Source organism: Streptomyces sp. 2323.1 (assembly GCF_900221035.1).
In the GTDB taxonomy this organism is placed as follows: Bacteria; Actinomycetota; Actinomycetes; order Streptomycetales; family Streptomycetaceae; genus Streptomyces; species Streptomyces sioyaensis.
The window spans coordinates 1-14,294 of sequence record NZ_LT907981.1; the positions used below are offsets into that span (position 1 = coordinate 1).

Sequence of the window (14,294 nt, forward strand, 5' to 3'; positions counted from 1 at the left end):
ATCTCCACCTGCCCGCCCCCGCTTCTCCCAATCCAGGCAATGCTCAGTGATGAATATTTGCCAAAAAAATTCGAACACGAAGGCAAAGCAAGCTAGGCCGAAAGCCAGCCACCACGCCCAGTTAGCACCCCACCCAGGAAACACAGCCAATGCCAATCCGGCGAATAGGGCAAGGACGCCAAAGGTATACGCCCATTTTGCGTGACCGTGCCACTTATCAAACCCCTCCCAGTGGGCTCGCTGCTCTTCAACCAGACGGGGAAGATAGTTTCGGTGCAACCCTTCGGGCCACCAATCCAGCATCTCTTTCGGAGTCGTGATGTAGACCCGAGCCCAGTAGGTGGCGTGCACGGCGAATATGAACATGCCTGCTGCAGCGACGAAGGCCGCTACCGACAAGCCCACCAGAGGCGGCGCTTCCGTCTTCCTCACAGTAACCAAGACGATCGCAGCGGTTAGTGAGAAGCCAGCGAGGAACGGCGATCCTACAGAGCTGGCCATAAGAACTGACTTCGGGTAGCCGAAGTGGATGGGAACTTTCCAGGTCTGCGCTCGCCGATTCCCCCAAGCTGCTGCACTGAATTCCTGTACGTCGTCTCCCCCATCACCCCGGCCAGCGCCTTCGTCCTGCTCTTGGGAGGCGTCTTGATTTGGGGTCTCCTCTTGGGAGGCGTCTTTGCGTTGCGTTCGATCAGAGCTGTCATCAGCTGTCATCAGCTGCCTCCGCGTTGTCCCCCTCCCTTCCAGCTTCGCGCTGCACTCGGACCAACGCATCTTGAGGATGATCAGCTGTTCAACGACCCGCTCAGGTCTGGCCTGGGCCCGAACGCCCGCCCGCAGCGAGGGCGGGAGATCGGCCACCTGGTTCCCGGTAAGCCGGGACTTACCGGGAACCAGAGGGTTTTACCGACACCCTCGGACTCCGGAGACGCGGCATGCCTATCCGGAGCCCGAGGCGGCAAGGGCATGGTCCACGGCACTCTCAGTCCGGGCTGTCGATCGGGAGCTCCTCGCCAGTCGGGATGACTTGCAGGCTGCTCGCGCCAACCAGGAGTTCGAATCGTCGCTCAGCCTCAAGAACACACGCAACCCGCGGCCGTGGCAGTGCCTCTCAGAGTCACGGTTATCGGGATAACTGTGACACCGACCGCCACTCAGAAACCGCCAGCTGTCCACTTCCGTCCATTCGGCACCCGGCTGGTGCCAGCGTTTGTCCGTGACCGAACTCGCACTGAACGTCGTCGCGGGCATTCTGGTCGCTGCCGTGCTGTGGGCTGCCCGCGCCGCCTACAGCCGCCTGCGCAGCGTCTTAGCTATCCGCATCCAACACGCCCTGGAGCAGTTGACCATGTCCCGCCGCCGGATGCCCGACCTGTCCCCCGGACCCCGCCGGGACCTGACTCGCTACATCCATGACCTCGACGCCCGCGTACCTGGCCAGATCAGCGCCCGGGCTATCGCCACCGAACACCGCCTGTCTCCCACCACCGTCACGAAGGTCTTCAACGGCCAACGCACCAGTCAGGACCTCGCGGTGCGCGTCGCCCTGCACCTGGCCTACCGGGCGCAGGGCGGCATGTCGTGCGCCGAACTGGACGACATCGACCGCACGGTGCGCAGCATGTGGGAGGCCGCAGAGCAAGCCGACCATCCCGGCCGGCCCGACCCTGTGGAACAGGCTCTCACCGACCTGTGGGCCGAACTGGGCGACCGGGATAGCCACCACCCGCTGAGCCTGCCCCCGACCGTCCAGGAGGCCATCGCCCGCACCGAGCTGGTTTACACGCAGGAAAGCGAGACCGATGGTGCAGCATTCCTCCTGTGCCAAGACGTGAGGGCGTTTGAGCTCCTCCAGACGATGCCCTGGCTCGATCAGCGGACCTGGAGGGACGACCTCGCCCACGAGGTATCGCTCAGAGCAGGCCGAATCGCGCACATCCACTTCGAGGCGATTCTGAACGACGGGTGAGGCCACCGTATCTGGCCGTCGACCCTGCGGAGCGTGCCTACTCCGGAACGTTGTCGGTGGTACGCCCCCTACGCGCGCATGCGGGCAACGAGCCCAGGCGAGGCCGGCTGCCTGCGCGCGTTCTAGTTCACCAGTCCGAGCGCTGGAATTCGCGCAGGTCAGCGGTATCGCCCCGCGGGGCAACACCGCTCGGAGCGTCACTGTGTTGGTGGCCCGCCGCTTCCGCCCGTGTTCATCAGGAGGTAGGCGAGAGTCACCACCCCGACCCCGACGAGTACCGCGACGCCGACAGCGGGGTGCATGTACGCGATGTATGCCGCGACGGTGCCTAGCAGCAACAGGACAAGAGCGCGCAGATCCAAGGGGCCGGTCACCGGGCCAGCTCGGGGTCGAGTTCGCGGGATACGGCCGCTGCCAGGTCGGCCTTCGCCTTTTCCGCCGAGCGGTCCGCCATGCGAATCGTCTCGGTGTAACCGGCCTGGCGCATGGCGCCCCGCTGGACGCCGTAGGGGAGGTGGAAGACGTTCCGCCAGACGCCGAGGACGGCGGCCTCCACGGCACGTGCCTGGTGGCCGAGCATGGAGGCGCTGATCAGCTCATGCCAGCCCTCCCGCTTGTGTTCCTCTAGCCGGTCGCTGCCGTGCTTGCCGATCCCGACCTTTACCGCGGCGAGGCCGTCGTGCGTCGCGAGGTACACGAACGCTGGGTCGTCAGCGCGGATGCCGTAGCCACCGCAGTACCTGCATGCGCCAGTCTTGGCATGCTTGATGCTGTCGAAGACCGGAGCGACCTCGCGCCCGCACTCCTCGTTAAGGCATCGGGCTTGCCACGGTTTCTTGACGCCGGGGAACTGCACCAGGGGTTCGGCGCCGGCAACGCGCATGAGGTCGGCGGCCTCTTCGGGTGCAATGGCGCCGTTGCGGCGGCAGAGGTCGCAGCCCCTGCCTTGTTCCTGGCGGAGGGCCTTACGGACGCTGGTGAGCGTGGGCGCGGTGATGCCGTTGCACGTGCCGCACACAGACATCCAGGGGGTGCCGTTGCCCGGGTAGGGGCCTTGGGGGGTGAGTCCGCGCTCGGCCATGATCGCGCGAGCTTCGCCCTCAGTGCGCTTCTCACAGCCAGAGCAGCGGCGGCACGGACCCTGCCCGCTCGTGACGACGTTGGCATAGCGAGGTGAGCAAGGGTGTCCGCACTTGTCGCAGGTGCCGGGCCATGGGGCGGTGGCGCCGGGATAGGTGACGGACGGGGTGAAGCCGCGGGCGCGCATCTCGGCGGCGGCCTCCTCCGGATCCTTTTTCTTAGGCATAAACAAGCATCATGGTTCTTGTGGAGCAGCCGTGTTGGCCGTTTATGGAAACCGGCCTCACGGAGCGCCGCGTTCGGCGCGACCGGCGTGGTCCTCTCCCTGACCGGGCACGAAGGGGCCGGCATCGCCCTGCTGAGCGCCTGCTCGCTGGGGCGGGGCGTCAGCCTGCAGCACGCCGGGGAGCTGTAGGGCTGCCTGCCGCGACATCGCGGCGTACCCCAGGGGCCGGACGATTCGTCCGGCCCCTTCGGCGCACCCGGGGCGGTGCTGAGGTTCTCGGGGACGGAAGGCGGGGCCGGGCAGGGGCGGGATTAACACCCCGGGCGGGTCGCGGCGCACGCTGGAAGACGAGACGCCCCGAATCACTCGGAACACGTCGGGTGCCGCTGCTGTCCTCGCGGCCCCGGGATCGGCAAGGGGCGAAAGACGCTTCGCCGATGCTGTGTTCCTCGACCTGCTCCACGCCCTGCTCGACCAGGCGGCCCGCGCCGTCCCCGACGGCGGCGCCCCGGCGCTGCTGGGAGAACTGGCCGTGCCATCTCCGCGGTGACCGGCCTGGCGCAGCTGCTGCGCCGTTCCGGCCGGCGCCGCGTCCGCCAGGTGGTAGAACCGGGCATGACCTTCGTAACGGCGGGCGTCGCCGCTGCCGGCATCAAGGCGACGGGCAGCGTCAGCTCCGCGCTGATCGGGCGCTACCGGCCCTCGGGCGTGCCCCGGCTGGGCAGCAAGGAAGACCGGGCGGAGGCGTACCGGCGGCTGCTGGACGCCTCCACCCGCTCGTTCAACTGGGCGTTTCAGTTCTCCCACCTGCAACGCGAGGCGGGCCGGGCGGCGCACAAGCTGCTGCTGGGCCAGCTCCCCCAGGCGTGGGAGGTCAGCGGCGAACTCATCGGCGCGCTGCACGGCGTACGGCTGTGCGGCACCGTGCCGATCATTGCCGCGGCGGAGGACCTGGTCGCCGCGACCAGCGACCTGGAGCTGAACGAGAAGGACGGCGACCGCTTCCAGCAGCAGGCTGAGGCGGTCGTCGCAGCCCAGGGCGCATTCCTCGACGTCTGCCGGGAGGACCTGTCGTACGCCACGAAGCGGTGGCAACTGCTGCGCCGATACAAGGAGCGGCGCTTCCTGCGGCAGCAGGCCGGCCGCTGACGGTGCCCGGCGGACACAGCCTGCTCCCTGTCCCGTCGAGGGGCCCTCTGAAATCGCGTTCTGTGGCTCGTCTCTCGCATCTGATCCACAGGGCGAAAGCCCTCTGAACGGCGGCTGTTGTAGGCGGGGGAATGGGTGTCGGCGGTCTCGCTAGAGTGGTGCCTGCTTACCCGGATCCTCCCTTTGGGCTGGGCGCGAGGGACTCGTTCCCGGACGCCCAGCGCCTGAGGTCCAAACCGTCCTGGGTGCGGCGCGCTTACTGGTGACAGTCATCAACGCCCTGTGGGGCTGATACCCCACACCGAACCCGTCGGACGCGACTTGGGCCACGCAAGCAGCGAGCCCGGTCGGCATCTACTCGACCGGGCTCGGTAACTGCAGGAGAGGCTCGGATCGGTCTTGCACTGGCTTGAGGCATGCCTGGAGGTGCTCGTTCGTGGCACCAGACGTGGACCGCAACAACGGAAATGGAGCAGTGGGACCCATCAGCTCTTGGTCATGACGTCTGTCGGGTCGTGAGCAGGGGGCCTCAGGCCAACGGCCTGGAGGGCCTGTCGGCGGTCGGGGGTGAGGCTGTGCCAACGACGTCGGATGTTGCTGATCCATTGGCCCAGGCGCATCGGCTCTGCACCCAGATCTTCGACATGGCGCTGCGGAACGTCGAGGTGGCCCTCACGTGCGCGGAATGCACGCGCCGCCGCAAGTCCGCGGTGGAAGGCGCGATCGCGGGCTGAGCGCCTGTCGAGAGCCGACTGCCGTTTTGGCAGGCTGCCGCTGTTCAGGCCCAGGTGGGTGAGGAGTTGCTGTTGTTGGGGGTTTGCTGGGGGTCGGTTGCGTTGGGTATGGAGCCACTCCCCCAGGCGCAGGCCGTCGTCGGTGAGGTAGTCCCGGGGCAGGTCGGTTAGTGAATGACCGGCGTCGCTGTGTTGGCGGGCGGCGTGGTAGGCGCGCTGCCAGGTCAGTGGCCAGGCTGGGTTCCAGTGGGGATCCAGGTCTAGCAGTGCCTGTGTGCGTGCGGGGGTGAGCTGGTCGGCGCGTTTGCGTTGGGTGGCGAGCCAGCGGCCGAGGGCGAAGCCGTCCTGGCGTTGGTCGACGGGCACGGAGAGATGTCCGTGGGTTGCGGCGTAGGCGGCCGCGTGGGCGAGTCCGCGGTCGAATGCCTGCTGGCGGGGGCTCCATACGATGTTCAAGCGTTCCAGGGCTGCGGTGCGAGCGGTGTCCAGGGCGTCGGTTCTGTGCAGGTGGCGCTGCCAGGTCAGCCATCGTCCAAGTGGGTAGTTGGTGTCGTCCTCGTAGGCCTGGGGGACGTCGAGGTGGTGGTGGGTTCGGTGGTAGCGGCGGGCAGCGGCCAGGCCGCGGCGCCATTCGGCGCTCTTGGGGTTCAGGACGCGCAGGGTGAGGGCGAGGGCGACTTCTTCTTCCTGCGTGGGTCGGTCGAAGCGGAGCCAGGCGCCGGGGTCGTCGCTGGGGAGGGTGGGGCGGTGGGTGCGGGGGTCTGCGAGGCGGGCGGTGAGGCGTTCGTCGTGGGCGCGCAGGGCTTGGACGGTGCGCCATAGGGGGGTGTAGGCGTCGGCGCCGAGAAGGTCGTCGGGGTCTTCGTCGGGGGTGAGGTAGACGGGGACGATCAGGGTGGCTTTTTTGCCGGCGCCGGGTGGTTGGCGCAGGGCTCGGCCGACGGCCTGGACGGTGTCGACGGGGCTGTTTTTGGGGTCGGCGAAGACGACGGCGTCGATGGAGGGGACGTCGATGCCTTCGCCCAGGACGCGGGCGTTGGCGAGAACGGCGGGGGTGTGGGGGTTGGTGTGGGCAGCGAATTCGAGCAGGAGGCGGCGGCGGATGCGGGGTGGGTGGGTGCCGCTGATCCAGTTTGCCCAGAGGCCGTCGGGTTGCAGGTCAGTGGGGAGGGCTGCTGCGGTGTCGGGGAGGGTGTTGGCGAAGGCGCGGGCGTCGGCGACGCGGTGGTGGAAGGTGAGCACGCGGCGCAGTTTGTGGTCGTGGATGGCCCTGAGGACGGCGACTTGCCGGCCGGCTAGGCGCAGGCCGTCGGCGCCGGCGCCGGGTCCGGTGGCGAGCCAGTCGCGCAGGTCGGTGTTGTCGACGACGGGGACGAGGATCTGGTAGTCGGCGAGTAGGCCGAGGTCGATGGCGTCGGAGAGGGTCAGGCGGTAGGCGACGGGCCCGTAGAGGGTTTCGTCGTCCATGGAGGCGACGGGGTCGTCGGCGCGGTCGCTGTCGGGGTCCCAGATCCGAGGGGTGGCCGTGAGGTAGAGGCGGCGGTGGGCAGGGATCTGGTCGTTGTGGTGGATGGCTGCCCAGGCTTTGCCGAGGCGGCCGGCGGTGCGGTGGGCTTCGTCTACGACGGCGAGGTCCCAGGTGGGTAGGTGGTGGGTGTGGTGGGCGGTGAGCAGGGTGGGCAGGGAGGCGTAGGTGGCGTAGACCGTGACTGGCCCGTCCTCGGCTGGGGTGAGGGCTGCGAGTTCGGTGGGGTCGGTGGTCATCGGGATGTCGCCGGCCGAGGGGTGCTCGACTGCCTGGCGTGCTGAACAGACGGCCGCGGCACGGCCTTTGCGGCCGGCAGCGTGCCAGGACCGCACCGTCTGGGACAGCAGGTCCAGGGTTGGAACCAGGACCAGGACGCGGCCGCGGGCAGCCAGCCGGAAGGCGGTGCGCGCGGCGATGAGCGTTTTCCCGGTGCCGCAGGCGGCCACCACGCTGGCTCGGTCGTGGCTGCGCAGGGCCTTCACGGCCGCGGTGACGGCTTCCTTTTGGTGCGGGCGCAGCTGGAGGTTGTCGGGGGCCATGGCGGCTGGGGCTTTCGGGTGGTCAGCGGGCTGCTGGGATCATTGTGGCATTGTGTTGGCCGGTCATTCTGCGGCTTGGGTCAGCTGGGTGAGGGTGGAGCCGGTGGTGTCTTTGCGGACGTGGAGCCGGTGGGTGATTCGGCGGCGTAGTTCGGGGACGTGGCTGATGACGCCGACGGTGCGGTCGTGGGCGCGCAGCGAGTCCAGGACGTCGAGGACGTGGTGGAGGGTGTCCTCGTCCAGTGTGCCGAATCCTTCGTCGATGAAGAGGGTGTCCAGGGCTTGTCCGCCGGATTCAGCGGTGACGACGTCGGCTAGTCCTAGGGCGAGGGAGAGGGAGGCGAAGAAGGATTCGCCTCCGGAGAGCGTGTCGGTGTCGCGGGCGCGGCCGGTCCAGGCGTCGGTGACTTTCAGGCCGAGGCCTGATCGGGCGCCGCGGGCGGCGCGGTCGTCGGAGTGGGCGAGGGTGTAGCGGTGGTCGGACATGCGAACCAGTCGGGTGTTGGCAGCTTCGACGACTTGCTCGAGGCGGGCGGCGAGTACGTAGGCTTCCAGCTGCATGCGCAGCTTGTTGCTGGGTGACATGCCGTTGATCAGGCCGTGGAGATGGTGGACGGTCTGGTAGTCGTTCTCGAGTGGCTTGAGGCGCTGGATGTGGGCGTCGAGCTGTGTGATGAGGTCGGCGAGGGTGGTGGTGCGGCTGGCTGCTTGGTCTGCGGTGGTGGCGGCGCGGGTGTGCCGGGTGGTGGCGGCTTGGTGTTCTTCGGTGGCTGTGTCGAGGTCTGCGGGTGGTTCGGCGGCGGCGGCTTGGAGTTCGGGGTCGGTCAGGCGCGCGGTGAGTGCGGCGCGTTGTTCGCGCCACTGGTTGATGGTGTCTTCGAGTGCTGTGAGTTCGTCGTCGGTCAGTAGGGCGTCTTGTGCTTCGTGGAGGGAGTCGAATCCGGCTGCGTGGGCTGCCTGGGTGGCCGTGTCGGTGGTGTGCTGGTGTTCTTGGGCGGTGCGGAGGGTGGCCGCGGCTTTTTCGCCGGCGGCGTCTAGGTGATCGGCAGTGCGAGTCAGCTGTGTGATGCGGTCGGTGAGTGTGGGCGCGTCGGCGCGGGCTGCTGCGAGCCGCTGATCAAGTTCTTGGCGTTGGGTGTCGAGACGGTCGTAGTTGGCGTTGGCGCCGGCCAGGTATGTGCTGGCCTCGTCGCGGATGCGGGTCTTCTCTTCGTGCTCGCGGTCCAGGGCGTCGAGTTGTTCGGACGCAGGTCCAGCGTCGGCGGCGCGTGCCAGCGTCTCTTTGCGGCGTTGTGTCAGTGTGTCGTGCTCGGTCTCGAGGTCGGAAGTGGAGGCGTCGCCGCCGGCTTCGCCTCGGGCTGTGGCGGCCTGGGTGAGGAGTTCTTGCAGCGTGTGCTGCAGGTCTTGCTGGGTTTGCTGCGCTTGGGCGTGGTGTTTTTCGGCGGCCTGCTCGTCGGCGGCGGTGGGCTGGTCTGGGTGAGGGGCTGCGGGAGCGGGGTGGGTCGGTGAGCCGCACACGGGGCAGGCTTCGCCGTCGGTGAGCTGGGTGGCGAGTTCAGCGGCCATGCCGTCGGTGCGCTGGCGGCGGATGTCGATGTGCGTTCGCGCAGCTTCCTGGGTGGTGGCTTTGGCTGTATCCAGCTTTTGCTCGGCGTCGGTGACCTGTCGCAAGGAGGCGTCGCGGCGGTGGGCTGCGTCCAAGCGCGTGGCAAGGGTGGTCAGTGTGGTGGCGAGTTCTCGATCGTCGGTTTCGGCTCGGCGGGCTTGTTCCAGGCGTGTGGTGAGTTCGGTCCGCCGTTGTGGGGCCTGCTCGAGCCAGGCGTTGGCGTCGTTGAGGTCCTCGGCCCGCAGGGTACGTTCTTCGTCAAGCTTTGCGAGTTCGCCGGTGAGTTGCCGGATGGTTGCCTCGTCGGGCAGGAGCGCGCGCAGCGCGCCGAGGTCGGCGCGCAGGCGCCGCCCGGCATGGGTGAGCTGCGGGGCATCGAGGTTGCTGTGCTCGGGGGCCAGGAGCGTTCGGGCCGTGTCCTCGTCTTCCTGGGCGCGGGTGTGCTGGGAGTGGGCGGTGTCTGCCGCGTGCAGCACGGGTGCCAGTTTCTGGGCGCGCAGGGCTCGTTCCCGCTGCTGTTGCAGCTGTTCTTGCTGGTCCTTTTGCTCCTGGAGCTGGGCCAGTTGCTGTTCGGCGGTGCGGTGCGCGTCCTGGCGGGTGGCGAGATCGCGTACGGCGAGTTCTTTATCCCTGAACGCGGTGCGTTCCAGTTCGGCGGCGGTGAGGTTCTGGGCGGTCTGCTGCTGGCGGGCCTGTGCCGCGGTGTGGAGGGCGGTGGCCCATGTGCGGGCGTGATCGGTCAGGGTGGTGGGGTCTGCGGCTGTCGGGACGCCCTGGGCGGGTTCGAGTTCGTCGCCGGCGGCCTGCTGGATGCGTTCAGCCAGGCGTAGGACCTGGGAGCGTGCTTCGTCGCGGGTCCTTTCGACGCTGTTCTTGCGTCGGGTCAGCCATTCTTCGATCGCTGTGAAGCGGTGGGTGTGGAAGAGCTTGCCGAGGAGAGTTTTGCGGTCGGCGGCGTCCGCTCGCAGGAACTGGGTGAACTCGTTCTGCGGGAGGAGGACGACTTGGCAGAACTGTTCCCGGCTCATGCCGAGCAGTTCGATGATCTCGGCTGCGGCTTCTTGGTGGGACCTGGTGGATGGCTCCCAGCGGCCTGTCCCGTGGTTGTTCACTACGTATTCGCTCAGCAGGGTCTCGGCCTTCTGCAGCGTGGTGCCGTCGCCGGTTTTTTTGGGCCTTTGCTGGGCGGGGGTGCGGATGATGCGCAGGCGTTTCCCGGCGAGGGTGATCTCGAGGGTGACCTGGGTGAGGAGGTCGGCGGATGCGTGGTCGCTGCGCAGCAGGAGGTTGCGGTCGCCGGGGGGCTTGCCGTAGAGGGCGAAGCAGATGGCGGCGAAGAGGGTGCTTTTGCCGGCGCCGGTGTCACCGTGCAGGAGGAAGAGCCCGTCGGTGGACAGGGCATCGAAGTCGACGGTGTGGCGGCCGGCGAAGGGGCCGAAGGCCTGCAGGTGCAGGGTGTGCAGGCGCATCAGAGGGTCTCCTTCTCCGCGGCGTGGGTGCGCGCGTGGTCGAGGGCCTCCTGCAGCAGGCTCTGTTCTGCCTTGGTGGGTTCGGTGCCGCGGACGGCGGTGATGAAGTCGCGGGTGATGTCGAGGTCGCCGCGGCCGCGGAGCCGCTCGGTGTAGGTGGGGCTGCTGGTGGATTGCCCAGGGATGGTGGTGGGGATGTGCTCGAGCTGCAGTGTTTTTGCGAAGCGCTGCCTGAGGCGGGCCATGGGCTCGTAGGGGCGGGCGGTATCTGTCAGCGTGACGTGCAGCCAGGCTGTAGTCAGCGGCTCGTGGGTGGGGTCGGTCAGCAGGTCTTCTAGGCGGCCTGTCAGTCGGGCCAGCGGCAGCTGCGTTGTCGTAGGGAAGGTCGTACGGGTGACCGTGGGTTCGGCGTGCGCAGCTGGCAGGTCGACGAGGGTAAGGGATTTGCTGTGGCCGGTTTCGGAGAAGGAGTAGGCCAACGGGGAGCCGCTGTAGTGGATGCGGTTGTTGACCTGTTGGGCGCCGTGTAGATGGCCTAGCGCGACGTAGTCGATGCCGTTGAAGATCTCCGCGCCGGCGTGGGCGATGCCGCCGACGCTGATGTCGCGTTCGCTGTCGCAGCCGGATGAGCCGGTGATGAAGGCGTGGGCGAGCACCACGGAACGGGTGGTGGCGGGGCGTGTGGCCATGTCGTCGCGGATGCGGTCGAGTGCCGAGGCCAGTACCGCCTGGTGGGAGGCGGCCTCCGTCTCAAGCTGGGTGCGGGCCAGGGCGGGCTCAAGGTAGGGCACTCCGTAGACGGCGACCGGACCGTGCTCATCTTGCAGCAGTACTGGGGTGGCAGTCTGGGCCGGGTCGGTGATCAGATGCACCCCGGCCTTCGAGAGCAGTCCGGCTCCGACGCCCAGGCGGTGGGCGGAGTCGTGGTTTCCGCTGATCATGATGGTGGGGATCTTGAGATCGGCGAGACGGTGCAGGGTGTGGTTGAACAGCCGCACCGCATCCAAGCTCGGGATAGCTCGGTCGTATATGTCGCCTGCGATCAGCAGCGCATCGACTCCTTCGCTGCGGGCTGTGGCGCAGATGTGGTCAACCACCGTGCGTTGGGTTTCGATCAGGTCTTCCCCGTGGAACCGGCGGCCGAGATGCCAGTCCGAGGTGTGCAGGAACCTCATGCGCTCAGACCGTAACCGGTAGGCGGCTGTGACGGGCGGATATCAGCTTTCTTTTGGCGCAGAGGTGCGTATGCAGGGAGGATCACGCCGGAGAGAGCGGAGCGAAATGCAAGGGGGTTGCTGGAAGTTGTGCTGGATTGCGGCGACAGGGATCCGGGACCTGGTCCATGATGGAGCACCGCGGGTGTGGCTGCGTGTCCGCGAGTCCTACCATGGGGCGTTCGAGATGGAAGTGACGTGCCGGCAGGCTTGTTGACGGTTCATCGGGCTGCTGGTGATGGTGCGAGGGTACGGAGCGGGTAGGCAGTGCATCTGATCAGCTTCGCGGTGAGCGGGTTCCGTTCCTTGACGGATATCGCAGACATTCCGGTGAGCAAGCCGACGATTCTGGCTGGCCACAACGACGGTGGGAAGAGCGCGGTACTGGACGCGCTCGCCTTCCTGGTGGGTGCCCGCAAGCTGGAGCACGACGATCGCACGTATGTGCAGCAGCCCGATACGGCCAATGCGTCTTCGTTCGGGCAGCGTTGTGTGACAACGGCGGTCTCCGGCACCTTCACGCTGGACATCTGGGAGCAGACGACCTTCGACCTGCCTGCGCAGATAAAGCTGCGCCGGATGGCTGGAGAGGATCTTGTCGCCAGGCTGGAGTTGTTCGGACCGCTGGCAGACGATGAGCGGCTGCGGGACTTGTCGGTCTATCTGGTCCCCGGCCTCAAGGACCTCGTTGCTGAGCTCGGGTTGAAGCCAGCCAGCCAGCGGCGGGCAGACCTGGAAGCTGCCCTGCGTACGTATGCCGTCGAGCATTCCAGCGCCCAAGGATGGCACTCTGCGCCTGCCGGACTGGACAAGCGCATGCCGCGGCTGCTTCCGTTCGACGGCAAAAGCGCCCGCCCTGATGACGCGGTTAAGACCGCGCTCACCGGTCGTTTCCAGGCTCACATGGCTGATCCTGAACTCACAGGCCGTTTACACGAGTTGGAAGACGACGTCAAAGACAGGTTGCGTATCGATGCCAAATCGCTCTGCGATCACATCCGCACCCGGTGCCCTGACCTGGAAGAGGTGTTCGTAGAGCCGGAGATCTCCTTCGGACAGGGGTTCCGATCGGCACCGTTGCGTCTTTCCCGTACTGCCGGGGAAGTGATGGGGCTGGAACGCGCCGGTTTGGGACGCAACCGTCGCGTGTCGCTGGCCATCTGGGAGTGGACCAGCGAGCTGCTGGCCGACGAAGAGAACAGCGCCCCCTCCCCCGGTCTCACCGACGAGGACAGCCCCGAACCACCCCCGGTGCAGAGCATCGTCGTGTACGACGAGCCCGACACCCACCTCGACTACCACCACCAGCGCAAGATCATGCAGCTCATCCGGGAGCAGAGCGCGCTGCCACATGTGAATGTCATGGTCGCTACCCACTCGATGAACCTCATTGACGGCGTCGACATCAGTGACGTGGTGCATCTCAAGCTCGAAGAGCACCGCACCGTGATGGAACGGTTGGGTGCCGGAGTAGTCGGGGACGACATCGACCGTCATCTGGGCCTGATCGCCGCGGCCGTGGGCCTTCGCAACTCCGTGCTGCTGCATGAACGCTGCTTCCTGGCGGTGGAGGGCGAAACCGAGCAGCGTGCCTTCCCGCTGCTTTTTCGTCTGTGCGAGGGGTTGTCACTGCAGGCCGCAGGGATCGCTCTATGGGCTTGCTTCAACAACGAAGGCGCGCTGCACCTGGCCCGCTATCTCGCCCAGCACGGACGGACGTTGATGTTGGTCGTCGACGCGGACAGCCGCAATGTCCGCAAGAGCATCTTCAAACCCGCCAAACTGACCGAGTTCTTCGGAGCCACGGCGCCCGAGTTCGTGAAATTCATCGGGGAGCCTGAGCCCGGCCAGCCGGGGGCCGAGCAATTCAACGAACTCGAGGAGATCTTCACCGACGCCCTCTGGGCGAAGACCGCGAACAAGATCTGGCCGCGTCCGGGGGCCGCATGGGCCCCAGATGACTTCACTGCACTACGTGGGAGAGGCAAGTTCAGCGCCCGCGTCCAAGAGCTCCTGCAGGAAAGCAGTCCTGCCGGCCCTGGCGGCAAGCCCGAGATGATGTATGAGCTCGCCATGACACTCGACGACCCCAGTGATGTGCCGGAACAGCTGCGCATGGTGTTCCGCGAGCTCAGGAGGCTAGGAGCGTAAGAGGGACCTGGAGCATCGACGCTGCCCCAAACCACGCTTGGCCGGGGCGGCGCCGGCGCGCCTTCATCCGCTCCTTGCGTTGCTCCTGCGTCGGTGGCTCCCACGTGTGCCATCCCACCGGGGGCTTCCACCGCTGCATGTGCTCACGCTCATCCACCCCGCACCACCTGCAGCCACTCGGGGCAGGTATGTGCAGGTCAGAGCCATCGTCCATCGTGGACATTCCTGCCTCCTTTCACCACTGCTGATTCTTCCCCACACCACTGACATCGACCTTGTGGCACAGCACCACAGCTGACCACAACGCCATCCAGCCGTAGAGATCGGGCTACCACAGCACGTTAGGGCAAAGGAGCCGGCTCGCCGGGTCGCGGCCTCGGCTTGATCCTGGTAGACGCCGCGAGGGTCCGCCTTGGGCCATTCGTGCGAAGGTTCTTGAGCAGGTAGGGGCAGCAGCGGAGGAGTCATTGCCCTCGACGCACCAGGGCAGTGCACAGGGGTTGTATGAACCTCATGCCGTGGGCACGGTGCTCGCGGAAGTCGGCGTCGGGGACTCGGTTTCACGGCGCGGACAGCCGACGGTTTGTGTGGCCGTGTGCGGTACACCAACAGGGCCCCGCTGCGACGGC

The 14,294-nt window shown here is 67.1% G+C and carries 8 protein-coding genes; 3 read left to right on the forward strand and 5 right to left on the reverse strand.

Annotated elements, in window-relative coordinates; translation table 11 throughout:
- Nucleotides 1-861, reverse strand: an 861-nt coding sequence (locus CPH93_RS35615) for a hypothetical protein (protein WP_159394918.1), incomplete at its 3' end; no start/stop codon positions are given.
- Between the two features lie 355 nt (nt 862-1,216).
- Between CPH93_RS35615 and CPH93_RS00005 the strand changes: the two genes are divergently transcribed.
- A complete protein-coding gene (locus CPH93_RS00005; RefSeq protein ID WP_159394919.1) occupies nt 1,217-1,969 on the forward strand; it encodes a hypothetical protein in 753 nt (250 codons plus the stop codon).
- 370 nt (nt 1,970-2,339) lie between these two features.
- Here CPH93_RS00005 and CPH93_RS00010 read toward each other — a convergent pair whose 3' ends face one another.
- Nucleotides 2,340-3,050 (reverse strand): hypothetical protein, encoded by a 711-nt coding sequence (locus CPH93_RS00010; protein WP_096211499.1) that lies wholly within the window; start codon nt 3,048-3,050, stop codon nt 2,340-2,342.
- 840 nt (nt 3,051-3,890) lie between these two features.
- Here CPH93_RS00010 and CPH93_RS00015 point away from each other — a divergent pair.
- Complete coding sequence (locus tag CPH93_RS00015; RefSeq protein ID WP_231977100.1) at nt 3,891-4,424, forward strand: hypothetical protein; 534 nt, start codon at nt 3,891-3,893, stop codon at nt 4,422-4,424.
- A 485-nt stretch (nt 4,425-4,909) separates the two neighbouring features.
- On the opposite strand, the gene CPH93_RS00020 is transcribed toward CPH93_RS00015, so the two are convergent.
- The 3 genes from CPH93_RS00020 to CPH93_RS00030 all read right to left on the reverse strand — a co-directional run bounded on the left by CPH93_RS00020 (nt 4,910) and on the right by CPH93_RS00030 (nt 11,475).
- Nucleotides 4,910-7,225 (reverse strand): DEAD/DEAH box helicase, encoded by a 2,316-nt coding sequence (locus CPH93_RS00020; RefSeq protein ID WP_096211500.1) that lies wholly within the window; start codon nt 7,223-7,225, stop codon nt 4,910-4,912.
- Between the two features lie 63 nt (nt 7,226-7,288).
- Nucleotides 7,289-10,300, reverse strand: coding sequence for an AAA family ATPase (locus CPH93_RS00025; protein ID WP_096211501.1), 3,012 nt, complete (start codon nt 10,298-10,300; stop codon nt 7,289-7,291).
- On the reverse strand, nt 10,300-11,475 hold the full coding sequence (locus CPH93_RS00030; protein WP_096211502.1) for an exonuclease SbcCD subunit D: 1,176 nt from the start codon (nt 11,473-11,475) through the stop codon (nt 10,300-10,302). The genes CPH93_RS00025 and CPH93_RS00030 overlap by 1 nt, the downstream gene beginning before the upstream one ends.
- 306 nt (nt 11,476-11,781) lie before the next feature.
- On the opposite strand from CPH93_RS00030, the gene CPH93_RS00035 reads away from it, so the two are divergent.
- Nucleotides 11,782-13,665 carry an ATP-dependent nuclease gene (locus tag CPH93_RS00035; RefSeq protein ID WP_096211503.1) on the forward strand — a complete coding sequence of 628 codons (1,884 nt, stop codon included), beginning with the start codon at nt 11,782-11,784 and terminating at the stop codon, nt 13,663-13,665.
- Nucleotides 13,666-14,294 lie beyond the last annotated feature (629 nt).